Genomic DNA, 21,361 nt, shown 5'->3' with positions numbered 1-21,361 from the left:
TGAGCACTTGATCACGCAATGCCGTTGCGACGACATTGCGCCAGATCAAGCGCCGCCGGAAGGCCCGACTAGAGGTCGATCTTGTCGATGCCCCAGTCAACGCCCGGCAGATTGGGCAGCTCGCGCCCGTCATCCTTGCCGATCTCGGCCCTGATGATCGCCTCGAGCTTGCCATTCATGGCGACCAGCAATTCGGCATTGGCCTTGCGATCGACCGCCAGGTTGTTGGTCTCCATCGGGTCGCTCGACAGGTCGAACAACTCGACGTCGTTCCACTTGAACAGTTCGTCGAGAGTCCTGGGACTGTTGTGGTCGAGCGGCGAGAAGTAGCGCGTGAAGCGATGGCGGCCGTCAAACGTCGACCGGACGTGGCCGCGCTTGCGCAGATCGGGCTTGAAGCCCTGACGCTTCGCCTCCTCCTTCGGATCCTTGCCGGCAAGGAAGGCCTTCGCGGCGAAGTCAAACACGGCGGCGTCGTTGCTGGCCAGCCCGCTGTAGGTGAACAGGGTCGCGGATCGTGCGGCGTCGATCGGCTGACTGCCGGGATTGGCGAGCACGGCAGACAGGTCGCGCCCCGGCAGTTCGCGCCCGGCGAATTCGCCGGCCTGATCCTTCTTGACGCCCGCCATCGACAGCAGCGTCGGCACGATGTCGATATGGCTCGACAGGGAGCGGCACTGCTGTCCGCCCCTCACGTCGGGATGGACGACCAGGAACGGCAGGTGGGTGGTCTCGCGATAGGCGAAGGGTCCCTTGCCGCGCAGGCCATGGGCACCGGCCATCTCGCCGTGGTCGGCTGTGAAGACGATGATGGTGTTGTCGGCCAGGCCCAGCGATTCCAGCTCGATGAACAGGGCCTCCATCGAGCGATCCACGTTGCGGATGCAGTTGATGTAATAGTCGTTGAAGCGCTTCCAGCGCGCATCCTCGAGCGGCACGTTGCCCAGGATATAGTCCCAGATCCGGTCGAACTCGCGATGCGCGGGCGGCCGGCCGGGCGCATCGAACGGCTGCCGCAGCGTCGCCGGCACGGGGATATCCCAGGACGACTTGTACAGCGCATGTTCGGGGGCGCGCGCCGCGTGCAGGCGCAGCCTGCCGGTGTCCTGGACGTTCTCACCCGGCGTGTCGGTGTTGAAGTACATGACGTCGTGCGGATTGACGAAGCTCACCGTCATGCACCACGGCTTGCCCTCGTCCGACAACGGCCGCCCCGACGTGCGCAGCCAATTGATGGCGCTGCCGGCGGTCAGATGGTCGAAGGCGTAGCCGCCCAGAGTGTGCCCGATCAGGTCTCCGGGCGAGAAGTTGTCGGCGAAGCCGTACTTCTCCATCTCGGCCGTCATGAAGGAGCCGATCTCGCGCGTGTCGGTCGCCTTGCTGAGATGCCACTTGCCCTTGTAGGCGGTGTGGTAGCCGGCCTTGCGCAGCAGATGCCCGAGCGTGGGATGCGCGAGCGGCAGGTCCCGCATCCACGGCACGTCGAGATTCTCGAACATGCCATTGTCGGGAGTCTGCAGTCCCGTCATCATCACGGAGCGCGACGAGGTGCACATCGTCGCCGGACACTGGTGGTTCGTGAACGCTACTCCGCGATTTTGCAGGCGCTCATGCCCGGGCAGGGACAGGCCCCGGGGCCACTGCGCGTGATAGCGTTCCTGGTCGGTGAAGACGAACAGGATGTTCGGCCGCGCATTCCGGTTGCTGGCGGGAACAACCGCGGGCGCCGCCGGTGTCTGTGCCCGAGCCGTGCGGACGAGCGAGGGCGCGAGGAACGTGGCGAGCGCGGCGCCGGATGCCGTCGTGAGGAAGGCCCGCCGTGCCGGGTCTGGCCTGGATGCTTTACGCTGTGTCATGACAATACTCGTGTCGGAAACTCTCCCCGCAGAAATTGTATGATCCATCCAAAATTGAACGACAAGTGCAATTGAAAGCCGACATGGAGCGTCTTCCCGACATCCTGCAGCCTGCAGATTCCGGCGCACGGCTTTCCAAACGCGAGCGAACGCGCCGCCAGCTGATCGCTGCGGGGATCCGGGTATTCTCGGCACGCGGCGTCGCAGCGACCTCCCTGCCCCAGATCGCGGCCGCCGCCGACGTGACCATCGGCACCGTCTACAATCACTTTCGCAGCAAGACCGATCTCGTCGGCGCGGTCGCCCTCGACATCGCCGAGACGATCCGCAGCCGCAGCGCACCGGGCCGCGCGCAGCTCGAGACCGCCGCGGAACAGATGGCCGCCGGCTGCCGCCGTTACCTCGGCCTGGCGAAGGACAGTCCGAGTTGGGCGCTCCTCATCCTCGACGTCGCCTCGATCGATCCGGCATTCCGCAAGACCATCACGGGCTTCGTGGCGACGGAGCTGCGCAAGGGCGTGAAGTCGGGCGAGTTCACCGTCGACAGCGAGGCTGCGGCCCTCGACCTGGTGATCGGCACCACCATGGAAGGCATGCGCAACATCGCCCTCGGCGCGGCCCGCAAGGGACACGCCACGGCGGTCACGGCAGCCATCCTGCGCGCCCTCGGCGTCCGCCCGGCCCGCGCCCGGCAGGTCGCCGCCAAGCCGCTGCCTCTCTTCTGAGGGCGCTCAGTCTGCGCGCGAATTGAAGGCCGCGCGGCCGTGGCCCGACGCGTACCGTTGATGTTCCTGTGGATCGATCAGCTGAATACTCGCGGGCATTGGTGGGCGCACCAGGGCTCGAACCTGGGACAAGCTGATTAAGAGTCAGCTGCTCTACCAACTGAGCTATGCGCCCCCACTGCCTAGCAGGGTCATTGCCCGGAAGGCGGCGGCTATACCAAGGCTGTTCCGCCTTGTCGATAGCCCTGTTCGAAGGAATTTTGCGGCCGGCTACCGGGTCCGCGGCAGTTGCGCATCGCGGTAGACGTTGACCCCGATCAGCAGCCCGCAGGCGAACATGACCGACAGCAGCGCCGTGCCGCCGTTGCTGACCAGCGGCAGCGGGACGCCCACGACCGGCAGCATGCCCATCACCATCGCGGTGTTGATGAACACATAGAGGAACAGCATTGCCGTGACGCCCAGCGCCAGCAGGCGCCCGAAGTGATGCTGGCTGCGGAAGGCGATGGAGAAGCCCCAGATCACGACCAGGGTGAACAGGCCGAGCAGCACGAGGGCGCCCGCCATGCCCCACTCCTCGACAAAGGTCGTGAAGATGAAGTCGGTCTGCTTCTCGGGCAGGAAGTTCAGCGAGGATTGCGTGCCCTTCAGGAACCCCTTGCCGAACATGCCGCCCGAGCCGATGGCGATCTTCGACTGGGTGATGTGGTAGCCGGCGCCCAGCGGGTCGCGATCGGGATCGAGGAAGGTCAGCACGCGCTTCTTCTGGTAGTCGTGCATCAGCGACCAGGCGATGGGCAGGCAGGCCACCGCGCCGATGCCGGCCGCCAGGAACATCCAGATCCGCACGCCCGCCACGAACAGGAGCGCGCCGCCGCCCATCAGCACCATCATCGCAGTGCCGAGGTCCGGCTGGACCATGACCAAGCCGACCACCACCAGGATCATCATGAGCGGCGGCAGGGTGTAGAGGAACTGCGAGGCCTGCTCGCGCCGCAGCCCGTGATAGTAGCGCGCGATCACCAGGATGACGGCGACCTTGGCGATCTCGGACGGCTGGATCTGCATCGGGCCGATCACCAGCCAGCGCTGGGCGCCCATGCCGATCTTGCCGATGACGTCGACCGCCACCAGCATCAGCACCGACACGATGTAGATCGGCCAGGCGAGCGACAACCAGACCTTGGGATGGATCAGCGCCACCACCAGCATCAGAACGAAGGCCGAACCGTAGCGCACGGCATGGCGCGCGGCCCACGGCTCGAACCGGCCGCCGGCCGCCGAGTAGAGCGCCAGCACGCCGACGCCGGCGATCGCGGTCAGCACCAGCACGAGGCCCCAGTTGATGCGCCAGATCTTCTCGGCGAAACCGACCGGCGCCGGCGCGTCGAGCGCCGGGCTGCTGCCCATCGTCGCGAGGGTCATCGCGACGCCATCTTCTTGAAGCGGTCGGTGCGGCGCGACGGATCGCGCTTCATGGTCTCGACCAGAACGTCGCGCCCGATCGGACCTGCGGTCGCGCCACCGGCCTGCCCGTGCTCCACGATGACGGCGCAGGCATAGCGCGGATTGTCGACCGGGCCGTAGCAGACGAACAGCGCGTGATGGCGCAGGTGCCAGGGCAGCGAGGCCTGGGTGATGCCCATCTCGCGCTCCCGCTCGGTGATGCGCTTGACCTGGGCAGTGCCGGTCTTGCCGGCGAAGGTGAACTCGGCCTGCTTGACGCGCAAAGCATTGGCCGTGCCCTGGCTGCTGTTGACCACGTCCGACATGCCCTGCCGCACGATCGCCAGGTGCTGCGGGTTGAGGCGCAGCGACGGCGCCGTCGGCTTGGTGCGCGGCGGCGGCGGCACCAGCTCCTCGCGCGGCGTCGCCTTCGCCAGCAGCAGGTTCGGCTGGACCTCGTAGCCGCCATTGGCGATGCGCGCCGTCATGATGGCGAGCTGCAGGGGCGTCGCCGTCATGTAGCCCTGGCCGATGCCGAGGTTGAACGTGTCGCCATGCTGCCACGGCTTGCCGATCTTCTCCTGCTTCCAGGCGCGCGTCGGCTGGTTGGCGGCGGATTCGCCCGGCAGGCCGAGCTCGCTCACCTTGCCGAAGCCCAGGCGCTGGGCCATGTCGCTCACCCGGTCGATGCCGGCCCGTCGCGCGGCCTCGTAGAAGAAGCAGTCGCACGACATGGCGATGGCTTCGCTGACATTGGTCGAGCCGTGGCCGCCCTTCAGCCAGCAATGGAACTTGATGTTGCCGAGTTCGAGGAAGCCCGCACACGGCAGGCGCGTCCACGGGTCGATCACCTTGGCCTCTAGGGCGGCCAGGGCCGTCACCATCTTGTAGGTCGAACCCGGCGGATACACGCCGGCGATCGCCTTGTTGTGCAGAGGCCGCTCGGGATTGTCGAGAAGGTCGCGCCACTCGGTCTGGGTGATGCCACGCGCGAAGGTCGAGGGATCGAAGCCGGGCGTCGAGACCATGGCGATCACGTCGCCGGTGACGACGTCGAGCACGACGACGGAGCCGCTCTTGTGCTCCTTCATCTTTTCCGTGGCGAATCGCTGGATGTCGAGGTCGATGGTCAGCAGCGCGTTGGCGCCGGGCTGGCCCTCCGTGCGGTCGAGCTCGCGCACGACGCGGCCGACGGCGTTGACCTCGACCTGGACGGCGCCGGCGCGACCGCGCAGGTCGTCCTCGAGCGACCGCTCGACGCCCTTCTTGCCGAACCGCATGGTCGCGAGCTGCAGCACCGGATCGTCGCGGCCGGCAAGATCCTCGTCGGCAACGCGGCCGGTGTAGCCCACGATGTGGCTCATCAGGTCGCCTTCGGGATAGTCGCGCGACTGGCCGAGATCGATGAACACGCCGGGCAGGTCGGGGGCATTGAACTCGAGCCGGGCCACCTCCTCCCAGCCGAGATTTTCGCGCACCACGATGGGCTGGGCGCTGCGGCTGCGGCGCAGCTCGCGGAGGAGCCGGATCTTCTCCGCCTCGCCGAGGCTGAAGATCTGGTCGAGACGCTCGACCAGCAGGTCGGCGCCGCGGCCGCGATCCGACGTCGCCATGGCGCGGAAATTGTTGCGGTTGACGGCGAGCGGCACGCCGCTCCGATCGAAAATCTGGCCGCGCGACGGTGCCAGCAACCGCATGTTGATGCGGTTCTCTTCGGCCATCGTGGAGAAACGGTCGGTCTCGACGACCTGCAGCTGGTACAGACGGCCGGCGAGCGCGGTCATCAGCACCGCCTGCGCCCCGCCGAGCACCAGCGCGCGGCGCGTGAACAGCCCGCTGCGCTCGCCGTCGCCCTTGCGGAAATTCTTCATGGCGTCGTCTCCCCCGTCCGCGCGCCGCCGCGCGACAGTTCGGGGATGTTCAGCGGGTCGCGGGCGCGCACGCGCGCGAGCAGCGGGGCCAGCAGAGGATAGATCACGATCACCACGACATACTGCAGCATCGCCGGCACCGGATCGATGGGTGCCCAGGTCCAGAGGGTGGTGAAAGCCCAGACCAGCGCCACGAAGCCCCAGCAGACGATGCAGAAGCCGATCCACTGGAACAGGAACGGAACGCCCACCAGGTAGCGGCGGTTGGCCACGACGGCCGCCCGGATCAGCACGAAGCCCAGCGCGCTGATGCCGACCGGGGCGCCGGGTCCCCCCAGCAGCAGGTCCAGCAGCACGCCCAGGGCCAGCAGCAGCGGTCCCGGCAGCCGCTCGGGCGTCGCCAGGCTGAACTGAAAGACCACCAGCGCCGGCAGGAGCGGCAGCGCATCCGAAATGTAGGGCGCCCGCAGCGGCGCCAGCGTCAGCAGCACGAAGAACAGCAGCACCGTGCCCGGAAGCGCGGCGCGGCCCCAGCGGTCCAGAAGAGCGAGCGTGCCGTCGGTGCGCATGTCAGCGAGACCGTACGGCGGTGCCGCCCGGCGGCGCGGGTGGCGAAGACGGGGCGCCGGGTCCGACGAGGCCGGTCACGCCGTAATCGACGACGCGCACGAACTCGAGGCGAGAGAAATCGGTGAAGGGCCGAACGCGGATGCTGCCCTCGCTGGTTTCCACGACTTCGCCGACGGGGATGCCGACCGGAAAGCTGCCGCCATGGCCGGAGGTCACGATCCGATCGCCGGTCTGCACGCCCGCGACGCCCTGCACCAGATTGAGGCGGAGCCGGGGGGAATTGTCGCCGGCCAGGATGGCCCGCTCGCGCGTACGTTCGATCAGGACCGGCAGGCGCGAGTTGACGTCCGTCACGAACAGGACCCGCGAACTGTTCTCGCCCACTTCGGCGATACGCCCGGCCAGACCTTCACCCGTCACGACCGCCTGCCCCGGCGCCACGCCGACCCGGCGACCGACATTCAGCAGCGCACCGCGCATGTAGGCGCTGACGTTGTCGCCCACGAGTCGAGCGGTGATGAAGGAGGCCTCCGGACCTTCGCGGAACTTGGCGAGGCTGCGCAGACCCTCGTTCTCGTTCTCAAGGCGCCGCGCCGCGGTCTGCCAGGCAAGCAGCCGGGTATTCTCCTCGCGCAGGCGGGCATTCTCTTCACGCAGCGAGGCGAATTCGCGGAGATCGGCAATGGCCCGGTTGGCGTAGGCCGCCGGGCGAGCGATGGCTTCGAGGACCGGGCTCGCCACGTCGAGCGCCAGCACGCGGGCATGCTCGACCAGGACGGTGTCGGCCTTGCCGACCAGCATGATGCCGAAGGCGGCGATCACGAGCAGACCGAGAGCGAAGCGCTGCACCACCGTGCGCACCTGGCCCGCGACTACCTCGAAGTCGTCCCGAATCGCCATTTCCTGCCCATTCTAACCCAAGCGGGCGGCGGCGCGGCCTGTTAGTACATCGAAGAAAGGACGCCGCGAAGTCGCACGATGTTCTCGACAGCATGGCCCGTGCCAAGCGCCACGCAGAGCAGCGGATCCTCGGCCACGGAGACCGGCAGGCCGGTCGCCTGGCGCAGCACGGTGTCCATGTTCGCGAGCAGCGCACCGCCGCCCGTGAGCACGATGCCCTTGTCGACGATGTCGGCGGCCAGTTCCGGCGCGGTGTTCTCCAGCGCGACCTTCACGGCCTCGACGATGGCGCTCACCGGTTCCTGGAGGCTCTCGGCGATCTGCCGCTCGGTGATGACCAGTTCCTTCGGGACGCCGTTCATCAGGTCGCGGCCCTTGATCTCCATCGTGCGGCCCTCGCCGTCGTCCGGCGGGCAGGCGGAGGCGATGGTCTTCTTGATGCGCTCGGCCGAGCTCTCACCGACCAGGAGGTTATGGTTGCGGCGGATGTAGGCGATGATCGCCTCGTCCATCTTGTCGCCGCCGACGCGCACGGAGCGCGGATAGACGATGCCGCCCAGCGACAGCACGGCCACCTCGGTGGTGCCGCCGCCGATGTCGACGACCATCGAGCCGGTCGGCTCGGTCACCGGCAGGCCCGCGCCGATCGCCGCCGCCATCGGCTCCTCGATCAGCCAGACCTTGCGGGCGCCGGCGCTCTCGGCCGATTCCTGGATGGCGCGGCGCTCGACCGCGGTGGAGCCGGAGGGCACGCAGACCACGATCTGCGGATGGGCGAAGCTGCGGCGATTGTGCACCTTCGAGATGAAGTGCTTGATCATCGCCTCGGCGACTTCGAAGTCGGCGATGACGCCGTCGCGCAGCGGGCGGATCGCCTGGATGTTGCCGGGGGTACGACCCAGCATCATCTTGGCCTCTTCGCCGACCGCGAGAACCTGCCGCTTGCCGCTCTGCGTGGTGAGGGCCACGACGGACGGTTCGTTGAGAACGATGCCCCGACCCTTCACGTAGACCAGCGTATTGGCCGTACCAAGGTCGATGCCCATGTCCGCCGAAAATAGCCCGATGACGCGCGACAGCATTGAGTTAAGTCTCTGTAATTACGGCGAAATCTTGAAATTTTAGCGCCATTCCAAGGTCCGGCGCCCGAGGTGCGACCGGGTTTAGACCGGCAAGGCAAGGCTCGCAAGGCGATTCAAACGGCCGCACCGATGGTCACCGTTTGTGCTCGCTGGCGATTCCCGACGACTGAAAGTGCCTATGCGAGCACCCCTCGACCGGCCGCGAGACGTCGCTCCTGTCGCTCCAGCCAGGCCACCACGTCGGCCCGGCGGCCGGCCTCGATGTGCGCCCATTGGTGCGACTTCAGTTCCTCGCCCCGGCCGGAGCGCCAGTATTCCTTCACCACCAGCATCGTCCACGGCGCAGCACCGGTGGCGCGCCCCGTCGTCACCTCGACGGTGAAGCCATGGCTCGCGCCGGCGTAAGAGTGCCGCTCGCGCTGCCAGTCGACGCCGTCGATGCTCCACGACGTCCTCAGCGCGCGTGTCGTGCCGGGATCGAGCAGGCGATCGACGATGCGAAAGAACGACGCGTCGCCGATCTTGCGCACTAGGACAGCCCCTCCGGCAAACGACCGACCAGAGCGCCCCGCAGGGGCGCGTCTCGAAGGGCGAGCAACGCGCACATCGTTCCCGAAGTCACCCTTCGAGACGGCGCTACGCGCCTCCTCAGGGTAAGGCCTGTGCCGATCTCGCGCACTCAGAGGCCCATCATCTTGGCGATGGTGTTGCGCTGGATGTCGTTGGTGCCGCCGCCGATCGAGCCGACCCGCACGTCGCGGAACAGGCGCTGGATGTCGTGCGCCATCGTGTAGCCGGCGCCGCCCATGATCTCCATGGCGAGATGGGCGCACTTGAACTCGCCGTCGGTACCCTGGATCTTGGCGATCGCCGTCTCCTCGACGGGATCGAGGCCGGCATCGAGCATGTCGGCGAGGCGATAGGTCAGCGCCTGCGTCGTGCGCAGCAGGATGCGCATGTCGGCGAACTTGTGCTGGATCGCCTGGAACTTCGAGATTGGCTGGCCGAACTGGATGCGCTCCTGGGCGAAGCGCTTGGCGTACTCGATGGCGAAATGCATGTTGCCGCAGGCTTGTGCCGCGAGACACAGGCGTTCGAGGTTCAGCCCCTTCATCAGACCTGACCAGCCGCGATTCTCCTCGCCGATCACATGGTCGGCCGGCACGAACACACCGTCGAAAAATATCTCGTTGGCGTGCGTCGTGCGCCGGCCGAGCGTCGGCAACGGCTTCATGGTGAGGCCCGCCGCGCGCGCATCGACCCAGAACAGTGTCACGCCCTTGTGCCGCGCTTCGCTGTCGGTCTTGGCCACGACCATCAGATAGTCGGCGACGTGCGCGGCGCTGATGTAGAGCTTCTGCCCGGTGATCCGGTAGCCGTTGCCGTCGCGCACCGCGCGCGTCTTGATGCCCGACGCATCCGAGCCGGTGTCGGGCTCCGACAAGGCGAAGGCCGACTTGAGCTTGCCGGCACAGATCTCCGGCAGGTAGCGCCGCCTGAGATGCTCGCCCGCCGTGAGTTGCAGGTGCATGCCGCCATAGACGACGGTCGGCAGGTAGAGCGAGGACGCGCCGCTGTAGTGGCGCGCCAGCGCCTCGACCAGCACGACGAGATCCTTGCGGCTGCCGCCCATGCCGCCATAGGCCGGATCGTAGGGCAGCGCCATGTAGCCCGCTTCCGCCAGCGCATCGAACGCTGCGTTCGGGAACGCCGAGTCCTCGTCGAGCCGCCGGATCTCCTCCGGCGGCAGTACGCGGGCCAGCAGCTCGGCGACGTTGCGCCGGATCAGGACCTGCTCGTCGGTCAGGCCGAATTCGTCGAGGGTGCTCATTTCACTTGGGCTTCGTGTCCTGGCGGTACAGGTAGTAAGCCCAGCCGCCGACGCCGGCGAGAGCCACGAAGACGAGGATTTCATAGAGAGACATGATCAGTCGAACACCACGACGCCGCGCGCGACCTCGCCCGCCATCATGCGCTTGAAGCCCTCGTTGATCTCTTCGAGCCTGTAGGTGCGGCTGATCAGGCCGTCGATGTTCAGCCGCTTGTTCATGTAGTGGTCGACCAGCACCGGGAAATCGAGATCGGGCCGCACCGAGCCATAGAAGGTGCCGCTCATCGTCTTCTCGCCGAACACCATCATCATGGGCGAATACTGCGCCTTCACCGTGGCCGCGGAGATGCCGACCGCGACGCCGTGGCCGCCCGGGGCCAGCGCGTCGAAGGCCAGCGCCTGCGTCCGGTCGATCGACACCGCGTCGAAGGAGTAGTCGACGCCCAGACCGCCGGTGATCTCCTTCACCTTCTTCACCGGATCGTTGTCGGTCGCGGTGTTGATCGTGTGGGTGGCGCCGAAGGTCTTCGCCATCTCGAGCTTGTTGTCGAGGATGTCGGCCGCGATGATCTTGGAAGCGCCCGAGAGCATGGCACCCTGCACCGCGTTGAGGCCGACGCCGCCACAGCCGATCACCAGCACGGTCGAGCCCGCTTCGATCTTGGCGTGGCGCGTCACGGCGCCGACGCCCGTCGCCACGCAGCAGCCGACGAGCGCGGCCTGCGCCCACGGCATGTCCTTGCGGATCGGCACCACCATCTCTTCCGGCACCACGACCTCCTCGGCGAAGGTGCCGATGCGGGCCATCTGGTTGACGCCCTGGCCCTTGTGCTTCAGCCGCAGCGTGCCGTCGTGCTGCGCACCCGGCGGTACCGAAGCGCGGCCGATGCAGAGAACCGTGCGGCCCTGCGAGCAGTACCGGCAGCGCCCGCAATGGGGACGGAACGAGAAGATCACATGGTCGCCGGGCTTCACCGTCGTGACGCCCGGGCCGCACTCTAGGATCTCGCCTGCCGCCTCGTGGCCCGGCACGATCGGCAGGGGGGACGGCCAGTCGCCGTTCATGATGTGCCAGTCGCTCTGGCACACGCCCGAGGCCTTCATCCTCACGCGCACTTCCTGCGCCTTGGGCGGGTCGAGTTCGCACTCCACGACCTGCAGCGGCTCGTTGGGCTTGAACAGAACGGCGGCCTTCATGCTTTTTCCTCCCGAAGCGTTGCCGACACTATATCATCGCGCCATGAGCAAAACCCTCCTGATCACCGGCGGCGCTTCGGGCATCGGCGCCGAGACCGCCCGTCGTGCGGCCACGCGCGGCTACGCCATCGCCATCAACTACCGGACCCGCGACACCCAGGCCAAACAGGTGGTCGCCGACATCGAGGCCAAGGACGGCAAGGCCATCGCCCTGCGCGGCGACATGTCCCGCGAGGCCGACATCGTGCGGCTGTTCGAGGAGACCGAGAAGGCGCTGGGGCCGATCACCCATCTGGTGAACAGTGCCGGCAGCAACGGCAAGCGCGGGCGGGTCGACGAATACGACGCCGCGGTGCTGGCCAATCTTTTTGCCACCAACGTCACCGGCCTGATGCTGTGCTGCCGCGAGGCAGCAAAGCGCATGTCGACCCGGCACGGCGGCAAGGGCGGCTCGATCGTCAACGTGTCATCGATGGCCGCGACGCTCGGCGGGCGGCTGGGCTCCTCGGCCTATGCAGCCAGCAAGGGAGCGGTCGATGCGTTCACCAAGGGCTTTGCCCGCGAGGTTGCGGCCGAGGGCATCCGCGTGAACTCGCTGCGGCCGGGCATGGTGCTGACAGAGATGACCGAGGGACGGCTGAAGGATCCGGCGTTTCGGGCCAACATCGAGAAGTCCATTCCCATGGGACGCGTCGGCACATCGGCGGAGATCGCCGAGGCGGCGCTGTGGCTGCTCTCGGACGAGTCGTCCTTCATCACCGGCGCGATGCTCGATGCGTCGGGTGGTGGTTACATCATTTAGGCGCGCAACTCGTTGCGCGCCGGCGGGCGGCAGCGCCTTCACAGGCGCGGGAGCCCGCTCAGTACAGAAAAGACAAGAAAAAGGCGCCGGGTTTCGGCGCCTTCATTCTTTCTGGACCGTGCGGGCTCTCGCGCTTGGTTACAAGCGCTGCCGCCCGCCGGCGTCCAAGGCGCGCTAGTTGCGCGCCTTGTCCACCAAGGCCTTCTCCTTGATCCACGGCATCATCGCGCGGAGCTTCTCGCCGATCTCTTCGATCGGGTGCTCCGACATGCGCTTGCGCGTGGCCTTGAACGAGGCCTGGTTGACCTTGTTCTCCAGCATCCAGTCGCGGGCGAAGCGGCCCGACTGGATGTCTTCGAGGACGCGCTTCATCTCGGCCTTGGTCTCGGCCGTCACGATGCGCGGGCCGGTCCGGTACTCACCGTACTCGGCGGTGTTGGAGATCGAGTAGTTCATGTTGGCGATGCCGCCCTCGAAGATGAGGTCGACGATCAGCTTCACTTCGTGCAGGCACTCGAAGTAGGCCATCTCCGGCGCGTAGCCCGCCTCGACCAGCGTCTCATAGCCGGCCTTGATCAGCTCGACGAGGCCGCCGCACAGGACGACCTGCTCGCCGAACAGGTCGGTCTCGCACTCTTCCTTGAACGAGGTCTCGATGGTGCCGGCGCGACCGCCGCCCACCGCCGAGGAGTAGCTGAGCGCGATCTCGAGCGCGTTGCCCGAGGAGTTCTGCGCCACCGCCACGAGGCAGGGCACGCCGCCGCCGCGGACATACTCGGAGCGCACGGTGTGGCCCGGGCCCTTCGGCGCGATCATGAACACGTCGAGGTCCGGACGCGGCGTCAGCAGGTTGAAGTGGACGTTGAGGCCGTGCGCGAAAGCGAGTGCCGCGCCCTGCTTCATGTTGCCGGCGAGGTCGGCGTTGTAGATGTCCGACTGCAATTCGTCCGGGGTCAGCATCATCACGATGTCGGCCCACTTGGCGCCTTCGGCGGGAGTCATCACGGTGAAGCCCGCGCCCTCGGCCTTCTTGATCGTGGCGGAGCCGGCCTTGAGCGCGATGCGCACGTCCTTGACGCCCGAATCGCGCAGGTTCATGGCGTGGGCATGGCCCTGGCTGCCGTAACCGACGATCAGGACCTTCTTGCCCTTGATCAGGTTCACGTCGGCATCACGATCGTAGTAGACACGCATTGGCGCCATTCCTCCTGGCTGACTTCTCGCAAAGAACGGGGGTTAGTAGACAAACCGGCCCGTAAAAACCAGCCTCGAATGCTGCTTCCCTGCATGGTCGCCCTGCGTCGAACCCCGGACGCCCCTCGCCAGCGAACCCCGGTTCTACATATGGTATGGGGGTGCCGCTCCCGCCCAAGCCTCCGAGAGGAAAGCTTCCTGATGTCGTCTCTTCGCTCCGCCCTCGCCCTCCCGCTCGCCGCCCTCGCGCTGGCGGCCTGCTCGCAGCCCTCCGACGCGCCCACCGGGCCGGCGCTTGCCATGCCGGGCATCGACTACGCCGTGGAGAACTCGACGCTGCACGGGGCCGCCCGGGCGATGCGCAACCACACCTGGCTGTGGACCCGTGGCAACGGCCCGGCCCAGATCCACTATTCCACGGCGGACGGGCGCGACCTCGTCTGGATGGTCGGCCAGCGCCGCATCTTCCAGGGCCAGTGGATGGTCGAGAACACCAGCGATTCCAGCGGCCAGCAGATCACCCAGATCTGCCTGCGCTATCCCGGCGTCAACTTCGGTGGACTGAGCGCCACACCGACCTGCCGCCCCGCCGGCACCTTCCTGGGCGAGATGCAGCAGCGCGAGGGCGGCGATCCCCTGCAGATGAACGGCCGTACCCAGGCGCTGTTCGTGATCGACAAGACGCCGGCCAACCTCGCCGAGATCGAGGCCCGCGTCGCCTCGATCAAGGGCCTGTCGAACTACTGACCGAGATGGTTGAAGGGGGCGCGCCGCAGGAGTGGCGCGCTCCCTTGAAAAGCCTAAAGCGCCTCGCCGCCGCGCGACATGGCGACGATGCCGGTGCGGACGACGTCGACCAGGCCCAGGGCCTCCATAAGGCCGATGAAGGTCTGCACCTTGTCGGTGTTGCCGGTGACCTCGAAGACGAAGGAATCGGACTTGGCGTCGATCACCTTCGCGCGGAACACGTCGGCCAGACGCAGCGCCTCGACGCGCTTCTCCCCGACGCCCTTGACCTTGACCAGCGCCAGCTCGCGCTCGATGTGCGGCCCCTCGACCGTGAGATCGCGCACGCGATAGACTGGCACGAGGCGGTCGAGCTGCGCCTTGATCTGCTCGATGATCATCGGCGTACCCTTGGTCACGATGGTGATCCGCGACTGGCTTTCCTTCGCGTTCGTCTCCGCGACGGTCAGGCTCTCGATGTTGTAGCCGCGGCCCGAAAAAAGACCGACCACGCGCGCGAGGATGCCCGGCTCGTTGGCCACCAGGACGGAGATGGTATGGGCGACGATCGTATCCTTGCTCACACCAGCACCATGCCTTCTTCCGAAACCGTCGTGGACTGCCTGTCTTCCGGACCCAGCAGCATCTCGTTATGCGCCGCACCCGACGGAATCATCGGGAAGCAGTTCTCCTTTTCGTCGACGATGACGTCGACGATGACGGGATGCTTCAGATCGATCATCTCCTTGATCGTGTCGTCGAGCTTGGCGGGATCCTCGCAGCGCAGGCCCTTGGCCCCGAACGCCTCGGCAACCTTCACGAAGTCGGGCAGCGATTCGGAGTAGCTCTCCGAGTAGCGTCCACCGTGCAGCAGCTCCTGCCACTGGCGGACCATGCCCATGTAGTGGTTGTTGAGAACGAAGATCTTCACCGGCAGGCGATACTGCGCCGCCGTCGAGAGCTCCTGGATGTTCATCAGGATCGAGGCCTCGCCGGCGACGTCGATGACCAGCGCCTCGGGATGGGCGATCTGCACGCCGAGCGCGGCAGGGAAGCCGTAGCCCATGGTGCCGAGGCCGCCCGAGGTCATCCAGCGGTTGGGCTGCTCGAACTTCAGGAACTGCGCCGCCCACATCTGGTGCTGGCCCACTTCGGTCGTGATGTAGTGGTCCTTGTCCTTGATGTGGTGATAGAGCCGCTCCAGCGCGTATTGCGGCTTGATCACCTGCTTGTTCGGCTTGTAGGCGAGGCAATTGCGGGCGCGCCACGTTTCGATCTCGGCCCACCAGGCCTTGAGCGCCTTCTGGTCGACCTTGGGCTGCCGCGCCTTCCAGAGCTTGATCATCTCCTCGAGCACGGCCGTCGCATCGCCCACGATGGCGAGATCGACATGCACGTTCTTGTTGATCGACGAGGGATCGATGTCGGCGTGGATCTTCTTCGAGCCCGGCGAGAACTTCGAGAGGTTGCCGGTGATGCGATCGTCGAAGCGCGCGCCGATGTTGATCATCACGTCGCAGCCGTGCATCGCCAGGTTGGCTTCGTAGGTGCCGTGCATGCCCAGCATGCCGAGGAACTGCTTGTCCGACGCCGGGAAGGCGCCCAGTCCCATCAGCGTGTTGGTCACCGGAAAGCCCGTCAGGTGCACGAGCTGCGTCAGCAGCTTCGAGGCCTTCGGCCCGGAGTTGATGACGCCGCCGCCGGCGTAGAACACCGGACGCTTGGCGGCGGCCATCATCTCGACCGCCTGCTCGATCTTCTTCGGGTCGGGCTTGATCTGCGGCCGGTAGCTCTTGTGCGTCACCGCGACCTTAGGCGGCGGCACGTACTCGTGCTTGTTCATCAGCACGTCCTTGGGCAGGTCAATGACGACCGGGCCGGGACGGCCGGAGCGCGCCACGTAGAACGCCTCGTGGACCGAGCGCGCCAGGTCGCTCACCGACTTCACCAGGTAGTTATGCTTGGTACAGGGGCGCGTGATGCCCGTCGTGTCGGCTTCCTGGAAGGCGTCGTTGCCGATCAGGTGGGTCGGGACCTGGCCCGTCAGGCAGACGATCGGAATGGAGTCCATCAGGGCGTCGGTCAGGCCGGTCACGGCATTGGTCGCGCCCGGGCCCGAGGTCACCAGCACCACGCCCACCTTGCCGGTCGAGCGGGCATAGCCCTCGGCGGCGTGCACCGCCGCCTGCTCGTGCCGCACCAGGATGTGGCGCAGCCGGTTCTGCTTGAACAGGGAATCGTAGATCGGCAGGACGGCGCCACCCGGGTAGCCGAAGACGACCTCGACTTCCTCGTCGATCAGGGCTTTCACCAACAGATCGGCGCCGGTCGTGGCGGACTCCTCGGGCTTCGTCACAGTGCTCTCCATCTGACAAATGTGCCGCAAAACGGGGGTTTTGCGGCGCGGCGGAACATAGTGGCCGGGTCGGAGGCGGTCAATCCAAAAAGTTCGAAACGCAAAGTTTCAGGCGTCTGGATTGTCCAAATATTTCTCAATCGTGCCCAGAGCTTGATCAGCCCTTGGGTCGAATACCAGATCTGGTGTCATCTGGTGCCTGAACCACGTCATCTGGCGCTTGGCATACTGCCGCGTATGGTCGATGGCGATCCGCCGAACGTCGGCCAGCGACATCTCGCCCCGGAAGTGGCGGAACAGTTCAGGGGCTCCATGCGCCTTGAGCCCCGGCCAGGCCGGATCGGGCCGGCGGTCGAACACCGCCCGCGCCTCGGCGACGATGCCGCCGGCAAGCATGATGTCGAACCGTCGCTCGATGCGCTCGCGCAGCCAGGTCCGGTCGGGCACCAGGAGCACGGTCAGGAAGCGCCAGGGTGCGGCCGAGGCCTCGCCTTCCTGCCAGGCACTCAGGGGGCGGCCCGTGGCCTGCCAGACCTCCCAGGCACGGACATGGCGCTGGCGGTCTCCCGGCTTCAGGCGGCCGACGATGACGGGATCGTGCTCGGCGAGGCGCCCCCGGAAGGCGTCGGGACCGAGCGCGACCCAGTCCGCATTGGCCTGCTCCCGCAGTTCGGGGGCCGCGTCGGGAATCGGCGAGATGCCCTTCATCAGGGTGCGCAGGTAGAGGCCCGATCCGCCACACAGGATGGGCAGGCGCCCGGCGGCCCGCGCCCGCTCGATCTCCGCGCCCGCCATGGTGCGCCAGCGCGCCGCCGAGACGGTCTCGGCCAGCGGCAGCACGCCATAGAGGGCGTGCGGCGCCCGTGCCTGCTCCTCGGCCGTCGGCTGCGCCGTCAGGATCGGAAAGGCATTGTAGGTCTGCATCGCGTCGGCATTGATCACCGTTCCGCCCCGCCGTTCGGCGAGTTCGAGCGCCAGCGCCGACTTGCCGCTGGCGGTCGGTCCGGTGACGACGATGACGGGAGCTTGGGCCGGCGAAATCATGAGCGGCCGCACTGTTTGCAAATCCGCGACCCCACCGCTAGAGCCGGGGCGTGAAAAACGTCCTCGTCCTGATATCCGATCCCGCTCGCCCCGCCGTGACCGATGCGGCCGTGGCCTCCGCCCTAGAAGCCCTGAAGGGCGCCGGCGTGGCCGTGGGCACTCCCGAGTGGCTGGCGCCAGGCATCGCCTGCGACCTGCCGTTCGAGGGCACGGCCGTCGCGCCCCGCCTGCCCGATGTCGATGCGGTGGTGCTGGCCGCCGAGGGACGGCGCAAGAAGCTGCTCGTCGCGGACATGGAATCGACCATGATCCACAACGAGATGCTCGACGAACTGGCCGACTTCCTGGGCCTGCGCGAGAAGATTGCCGGCATCACCGCCCGCGCCATGAACGGCGAGATCGATTTCGCCGGCGCGCTCGAGGAGCGGGTCGGCCTGCTCAAGGGCCTCCCCGTCGGACGCCTCGACGAGGCCGCGACGCGCATCCGCTACATGCCGGGCGGCGCCACGCTGGTCGCCACCATGAAGAAGCACGGCGCGTTTTGCGCGCTGGTTTCGGGCGGCTTCACCTACTTCACCGCAATGGTGCGCAAGACGCTGGGCTTCGATCTCGATGCCGCCAACGTGCTGGAGCATGACGGCAGCTCGCTGGCCGGCACGGTCGGCCGCCCGATCCTCGGCAAGGAAGCCAAGCTCGCGACCTTGCAACGGCTGGCCGGCGAGCGCGGCCTCGGCGTCGCCGATGCCGTGACGGTCGGGGACGGCGCCAACGACCTGCCGATGCTGAAGGCCGCCGGCCTCGGCGTCGCGTTCCACGCCAAGCCGGCTGTTGCCGCCGAAGTCCAGGCACGCATCGACCATGGCGATCTCACCGCACTGCTCTACCTTCAGGGCTATCGCCGCAGCGACTTCGAAGAGAGGAAAGACCCATGACCGACATCCAGCAGATCGTCCTCGCCAGGCGCCCCGAGGGCGACGTCACCGCCGATTGCTTCCGCAGCGAGACCGTCGCGCTCCCCGCCCTGGCCGACGGCCAGATCCTGGTGGCGCAGCGCTTCCTGTCGCTCGATCCCTACATGCGCCCGCGCATGACCGAGCTGCGCTCCTACACGCCGCCCTTCGAACTCGACAAGCCGCTGACCGGCGGCTCGGTCGGCGAAGTGGTCGAGTCGAAGAACCCGCGCTATGCCAAGGGCGACATCGTCATGGGCATGCTGAACTGGGCCACGCATACGGTCCATGACGGCAAGGGCCTGCGCAAGATCGACGCCGCCGGCCTGCCGCTTTCGGCCTATCTCGGCGTGCTGGGCATGCCGAGCTTCACCGCCTGGTACGGCATCAAGCACATCTGCAAGCCCAAGGCCGGCGAAACGGTGTTCGTTTCCGCCGCGACCGGCGCGGTCGGCCAGGTGGCGGGCCAGCTCGCCAAGCTGGCGGGCGCCCGCGTCGTGGGCTGCGCCGGCGACGAGCAGAAGTGCCAGTGGGCGGTACGCGAGGCGGGCTACGACGCCTGCTTCAACCACAAGACCGAGCGCGACGTCGGCGCGGTGCTCGACAAGCTCTGCCCGCAGGGCATCGATGCCGACTTCGAGAATGTCGGCGGCAAGATCTTCCACGCCGTGTTTGCGCGCCTGAACAATTTCGGCCGCGTCGCCTTCTGCGGCGCCATCTCGGAATACCAGGACGCGACGCCGATCGCGGGCCCGGAGAAGATGTTCACCATCGTCCAGCGCCGGCTGACGCTGCAGGGCTTCATCGTCTCCGACCATGTGGCCCTGATGGGCGACTTCGTGAACGAGGTCGGCGGGCTGGTGGCGTCGGGCAAGCTCAAGAGCCGCGAGACCGTGATCGACGGCATCGCCAGGGCGCCCGAGGCCTTCATGGGCCTGCTCAAGGGCGAGAACTTCGGCAAGCTGGTGGTGAAGATCGGTTAGCCGAAACCGCCGCTTTGGAGCGCGCCACTCCAGTGGCGCTCTTCCGTTGTCCGCCCGCGAAGCATGAGCGCCACGGGCGGGCTCGCTCCAATAAGCAAAAAGGCCGCGCAGTGCGCGGCCTTTCCGTTTGTCCGAGGTGAACCCTACTTCTGCAGCCGCAGCGCTGCGAACCTGGGGTCGCCCTGGCGTTCGACGAAGAGCAGCACGGAGCGCTTCTTCTGCTGCTGCAGCTTGGTCACGAGATCGGTGACCTCCTGTGGCGACGTCACCGGCTTCTGGTCGACCTCGAGGATGACGTCGCCCGCCTGGAGTTGCTTCTCGGCGGCCGGGCTGTTCGGCGCCACCTTGGTAATGATCACGCCCTTCACCTGGTCGGAGAGCCCATAGCGCTCGCGCAGCTGGTCGGTGACCTTCTGCAGCGAAAGGCCGAGCTGCTCGATGGTCGAGGTCACTGCCTGGTCGGGCTCGGCCGGCTTCTTTCCGCCCTGCGCCGAAGTGTTCTGCTTCTCGGCCTCTTCCTGCTCGCCGACACGAAGCTTCAAGGGCACTTCCTTGCCCCCGCGCCAGACCACGACGTCGACGGTGTTGCCCACCCGGGCATTGGCCACGATCTTCGGGAAGCGGCGCAGGTCGAGCACGTCCTGGCCGGCGAAGGAGATGATGATGTCGTTGCGCTTCACGCCCGCCTTGGCGGCCGGGCCGTCGGCCGTGACGTTCGCCACCAGCACGCCGCGGGCGCGATCGAGGCCGAACGAATCGGCGATGTCGTCGGTCACGCTCTGGTAGCTGACGCCGATCCAGCCGCGCTTGACCTTGCCGAACTCGCGCAGCTGATCGGCGACCTGCTTCACGAGGTTCGACGGGATCGAGAAGGCAAGACCCGCATTGGTGCCGGAGGGCGAGTAGATCGCGGTGTTGACGCCGATCACCTCGCCGTCGGTGTTGAACAGCGGACCGCCCGAGTTGCCCTTGTTGATGGCGGCGTCGGTCTGCAGGTAGTCGTCGAGCGAATCGTTCAGCGAACGGCCGCGCGCCGAGATGATGCCGGCAGTCACCGAATGGCCCATGCCGAACGGGTTGCCGATGGCGATCACCCAGTCGCCGACCCGTGCCTTGTCCGAATCGCCCCATTTCACCGCCGGCAGCGGCTTCTTGTTGGGCGGCTCGACCTTGAGGACGGCGAGGTCGATGCGGCTGTCGGAGCCGATCAGCTTGGCCTTGAGCTGGGTGTCGTCGCGGAAGATGACGGTGATGTCCTCGGCGCCCTGGATGACATGGTTGTTGGTGACGATGTAGCCGTCGCCGTCGATCACGAACCCTGAGCCGAGCGAGGTGCCGCGGCGCTTCTGCTGCTCCTCGCCACCGCGCTTGTCGAAGAACTCCTTGAAGAGCTCCTCGAACGGCGAGCCGGGCGGGAGTTGGGGCATGTCGCGCAGGCGCGGACCCTGCTGGGGCACGTTCTGCGTCGTCGTGATGTTGACGACGGTCGGCATCAGCTTGTCGACCAGCTCCGAGAAGCTTTCCGAAGGCTGGCGAGCCCAGGCCGGCTCCGCCGCCGCAAGGCCGAGCGACGCGATGGCCGCGAGAGCGGCTCCTCTGAAATAGCCTTGAAAATCAGCTAGAATCACGACCGACCTCCAACGGCGCTCAAGGCCAAACGGTCGGTACGGCCGGCGCCGCGCGTTAGAGTTCCTGTCTACCTGCGGCCCGATTGTGGCGCAAATAAAGAGGTCGTTATCAGGCCCGTATTTGCTGGGTTTTTCGCGTGTCCCGAAAAAGAAACCGGCGGCGTGGCAGGAGTGCCACAGCCGCCGGTCCGGTACGGTTC

19 protein-coding genes and 1 tRNA gene are annotated in these 21,361 nt (G+C 66.9%); 5 read left to right on the top strand and 15 right to left on the bottom strand.

Annotation, left to right across the window (positions count from 1 at the left end):
* Positions 1-68 precede the first annotated feature (68 nt).
* Positions 69-1,856, bottom strand: a complete 1,788-nt coding sequence (locus tag LJ725_RS21525; RefSeq protein WP_230552931.1) for a sulfatase-like hydrolase/transferase — start codon at positions 1,854-1,856, stop codon at positions 69-71.
* A gap of 83 nt (positions 1,857-1,939) precedes the next feature.
* Between LJ725_RS21525 and LJ725_RS21520 the strand changes: the two genes are divergently transcribed.
* Positions 1,940-2,581, top strand: coding sequence for a TetR/AcrR family transcriptional regulator (locus tag LJ725_RS21520; protein WP_230552930.1), 642 nt, complete (start codon positions 1,940-1,942; stop codon positions 2,579-2,581).
* Positions 2,582-2,680: 99 nt separating this feature from the next.
* Here LJ725_RS21520 and LJ725_RS21515 read toward each other — a convergent pair.
* The 9 genes from LJ725_RS21515 to LJ725_RS21475 all read right to left on the bottom strand — a co-directional run bounded on the left by LJ725_RS21515 (position 2,681) and on the right by LJ725_RS21475 (position 11,478).
* Positions 2,681-2,756 (bottom strand) — tRNA-Lys (locus LJ725_RS21515).
* 95 nt (positions 2,757-2,851) lie between these two features.
* Positions 2,852-4,006 (bottom strand): rod shape-determining protein RodA, encoded by a 1,155-nt coding sequence (gene rodA / locus LJ725_RS21510; protein ID WP_230552929.1) that lies wholly within the window; start codon positions 4,004-4,006, stop codon positions 2,852-2,854.
* Positions 4,003-5,898, bottom strand: coding sequence for a penicillin-binding protein 2 (gene mrdA / locus LJ725_RS21505; RefSeq protein ID WP_230552928.1), 1,896 nt, complete (start codon positions 5,896-5,898; stop codon positions 4,003-4,005). The genes rodA and mrdA overlap by 4 nt, the downstream gene beginning before the upstream one ends.
* A complete protein-coding gene (locus LJ725_RS21500; RefSeq protein ID WP_230552927.1) occupies positions 5,895-6,467 on the bottom strand; it encodes a hypothetical protein in 573 nt (190 codons plus the stop codon). Before LJ725_RS21500 ends, mrdA begins: the two co-directional genes overlap by 4 nt.
* A gap of 1 nt (position 6,468) precedes the next feature.
* Positions 6,469-7,368 (bottom strand): rod shape-determining protein MreC, encoded by a 900-nt coding sequence (mreC, locus tag LJ725_RS21495; RefSeq protein WP_230552926.1) that lies wholly within the window; start codon positions 7,366-7,368, stop codon positions 6,469-6,471.
* Between the two features lie 41 nt (positions 7,369-7,409).
* On the bottom strand, positions 7,410-8,450 hold the full coding sequence (locus LJ725_RS21490; RefSeq protein ID WP_068189726.1) for a rod shape-determining protein: 1,041 nt from the start codon (positions 8,448-8,450) through the stop codon (positions 7,410-7,412).
* 176 nt (positions 8,451-8,626) lie between these two features.
* Positions 8,627-8,980, bottom strand: a complete 354-nt coding sequence (locus LJ725_RS21485) for a hypothetical protein (protein WP_230552925.1) — start codon at positions 8,978-8,980, stop codon at positions 8,627-8,629.
* A 149-nt stretch (positions 8,981-9,129) separates the two neighbouring features.
* Positions 9,130-10,281 (bottom strand): acyl-CoA dehydrogenase family protein, encoded by a 1,152-nt coding sequence (locus tag LJ725_RS21480; protein ID WP_230552924.1) that lies wholly within the window; start codon positions 10,279-10,281, stop codon positions 9,130-9,132.
* Between the two features lie 96 nt (positions 10,282-10,377).
* A complete protein-coding gene (locus LJ725_RS21475; protein WP_230552923.1) occupies positions 10,378-11,478 on the bottom strand; it encodes a Zn-dependent alcohol dehydrogenase in 1,101 nt (366 codons plus the stop codon).
* Between the two features lie 43 nt (positions 11,479-11,521).
* Here LJ725_RS21475 and LJ725_RS21470 point away from each other — a divergent pair, with 43 nt between their 5' ends.
* The gene (locus LJ725_RS21470) at positions 11,522-12,280 is read left to right on the top strand and encodes an SDR family oxidoreductase (RefSeq protein WP_230552922.1); all 759 of its coding nucleotides are present in this window, start codon (positions 11,522-11,524) and stop codon (positions 12,278-12,280) included.
* Between the two features lie 174 nt (positions 12,281-12,454).
* Here LJ725_RS21470 and ilvC read toward each other — a convergent pair whose 3' ends face one another.
* Positions 12,455-13,474 carry a ketol-acid reductoisomerase gene (gene ilvC / locus LJ725_RS21465; protein WP_230552921.1) on the bottom strand — a complete coding sequence of 340 codons (1,020 nt, stop codon included), beginning with the start codon at positions 13,472-13,474 and terminating at the stop codon, positions 12,455-12,457.
* 201 nt (positions 13,475-13,675) lie between these two features.
* On the opposite strand from ilvC, the gene LJ725_RS21460 reads away from it, so the two are divergent.
* Complete coding sequence (locus tag LJ725_RS21460; protein WP_230552919.1) at positions 13,676-14,221, top strand: hypothetical protein; 546 nt, start codon at positions 13,676-13,678, stop codon at positions 14,219-14,221.
* Between the two features lie 53 nt (positions 14,222-14,274).
* Here the strand turns inward: LJ725_RS21460 and ilvN are convergent, their stop codons facing one another.
* The 3 genes from ilvN to miaA all read right to left on the bottom strand — a co-directional run bounded on the left by ilvN (position 14,275) and on the right by miaA (position 17,600).
* On the bottom strand, positions 14,275-14,784 hold the full coding sequence (gene ilvN, locus LJ725_RS21455) for an acetolactate synthase small subunit (protein ID WP_230552917.1): 510 nt from the start codon (positions 14,782-14,784) through the stop codon (positions 14,275-14,277).
* Positions 14,781-16,568 carry an acetolactate synthase 3 large subunit gene (locus LJ725_RS21450; RefSeq protein ID WP_408015765.1) on the bottom strand — a complete coding sequence of 596 codons (1,788 nt, stop codon included), beginning with the start codon at positions 16,566-16,568 and terminating at the stop codon, positions 14,781-14,783. The genes ilvN and LJ725_RS21450 overlap by 4 nt, the downstream gene beginning before the upstream one ends.
* 96 nt (positions 16,569-16,664) lie before the next feature.
* Positions 16,665-17,600 carry a tRNA (adenosine(37)-N6)-dimethylallyltransferase MiaA gene (gene miaA / locus LJ725_RS21445; RefSeq protein ID WP_230552914.1) on the bottom strand — a complete coding sequence of 312 codons (936 nt, stop codon included), beginning with the start codon at positions 17,598-17,600 and terminating at the stop codon, positions 16,665-16,667.
* 50 nt (positions 17,601-17,650) lie between these two features.
* Between miaA and serB the strand changes: the two genes are divergently transcribed.
* Together serB and LJ725_RS21435 are read left to right on the top strand one after the other, a co-directional pair.
* The gene (gene serB / locus LJ725_RS21440) at positions 17,651-18,532 is read left to right on the top strand and encodes a phosphoserine phosphatase SerB (protein WP_408015764.1); all 882 of its coding nucleotides are present in this window, start codon (positions 17,651-17,653) and stop codon (positions 18,530-18,532) included.
* Positions 18,529-19,533 (top strand): NADP-dependent oxidoreductase, encoded by a 1,005-nt coding sequence (locus LJ725_RS21435; RefSeq protein WP_230552912.1) that lies wholly within the window; start codon positions 18,529-18,531, stop codon positions 19,531-19,533. Before serB ends, LJ725_RS21435 begins: the two co-directional genes overlap by 4 nt.
* A gap of 143 nt (positions 19,534-19,676) precedes the next feature.
* Here the strand turns inward: LJ725_RS21435 and LJ725_RS21430 are convergent, their stop codons facing one another.
* Positions 19,677-21,161 carry a DegQ family serine endoprotease gene (locus tag LJ725_RS21430; protein ID WP_230552910.1) on the bottom strand — a complete coding sequence of 495 codons (1,485 nt, stop codon included), beginning with the start codon at positions 21,159-21,161 and terminating at the stop codon, positions 19,677-19,679.
* Positions 21,162-21,361 lie beyond the last annotated feature (200 nt).

Source organism: Reyranella aquatilis, from assembly GCF_020880995.1.
GTDB classification, from domain to species: Bacteria; Pseudomonadota; Alphaproteobacteria; order Reyranellales; family Reyranellaceae; genus Reyranella; species Reyranella aquatilis.
Note: the sequence above shows the minus strand (reverse complement) of the source record. Positions and strands in the feature narration are given on the sequence as shown.

Excerpts from the sequence above, each read along its gene's own strand:
- LJ725_RS21525 (WP_230552931.1), bottom strand. The coding sequence starts at position 1,856 with ATGACACAGCGTAAAGCATCCAGGCCAGACCCGGCACGGCGGGCCTTC.
- LJ725_RS21520 (WP_230552930.1), top strand. The coding sequence starts at position 1,940 with ATGGAGCGTCTTCCCGACATCCTGCAGCCTGCAGATTCCGGCGCACGG.
- rodA (WP_230552929.1), bottom strand. The coding sequence starts at position 4,006 with ATGACCCTCGCGACGATGGGCAGCAGCCCGGCGCTCGACGCGCCGGCG.
- mrdA (WP_230552928.1), bottom strand. The coding sequence starts at position 5,898 with ATGAAGAATTTCCGCAAGGGCGACGGCGAGCGCAGCGGGCTGTTCACG.
- LJ725_RS21500 (WP_230552927.1), bottom strand. The coding sequence starts at position 6,467 with ATGCGCACCGACGGCACGCTCGCTCTTCTGGACCGCTGGGGCCGCGCC.
- mreC (WP_230552926.1), bottom strand. The coding sequence starts at position 7,368 with ATGGCGATTCGGGACGACTTCGAGGTAGTCGCGGGCCAGGTGCGCACG.
- LJ725_RS21490 (WP_068189726.1), bottom strand. The coding sequence starts at position 8,450 with ATGCTGTCGCGCGTCATCGGGCTATTTTCGGCGGACATGGGCATCGAC.
- LJ725_RS21480 (WP_230552924.1), bottom strand. The coding sequence starts at position 10,281 with ATGAGCACCCTCGACGAATTCGGCCTGACCGACGAGCAGGTCCTGATC.
- LJ725_RS21475 (WP_230552923.1), bottom strand. The coding sequence starts at position 11,478 with ATGAAGGCCGCCGTTCTGTTCAAGCCCAACGAGCCGCTGCAGGTCGTG.
- LJ725_RS21470 (WP_230552922.1), top strand. The coding sequence starts at position 11,522 with ATGAGCAAAACCCTCCTGATCACCGGCGGCGCTTCGGGCATCGGCGCC.
- ilvC (WP_230552921.1), bottom strand. The coding sequence starts at position 13,474 with ATGCGTGTCTACTACGATCGTGATGCCGACGTGAACCTGATCAAGGGC.
- LJ725_RS21460 (WP_230552919.1), top strand. The coding sequence starts at position 13,676 with ATGTCGTCTCTTCGCTCCGCCCTCGCCCTCCCGCTCGCCGCCCTCGCG.
- LJ725_RS21450 (WP_408015765.1), bottom strand. The coding sequence starts at position 16,568 with ATGGAGAGCACTGTGACGAAGCCCGAGGAGTCCGCCACGACCGGCGCC.
- miaA (WP_230552914.1), bottom strand. The coding sequence starts at position 17,600 with ATGATTTCGCCGGCCCAAGCTCCCGTCATCGTCGTCACCGGACCGACC.
- LJ725_RS21435 (WP_230552912.1), top strand. The coding sequence starts at position 18,529 with ATGACCGACATCCAGCAGATCGTCCTCGCCAGGCGCCCCGAGGGCGAC.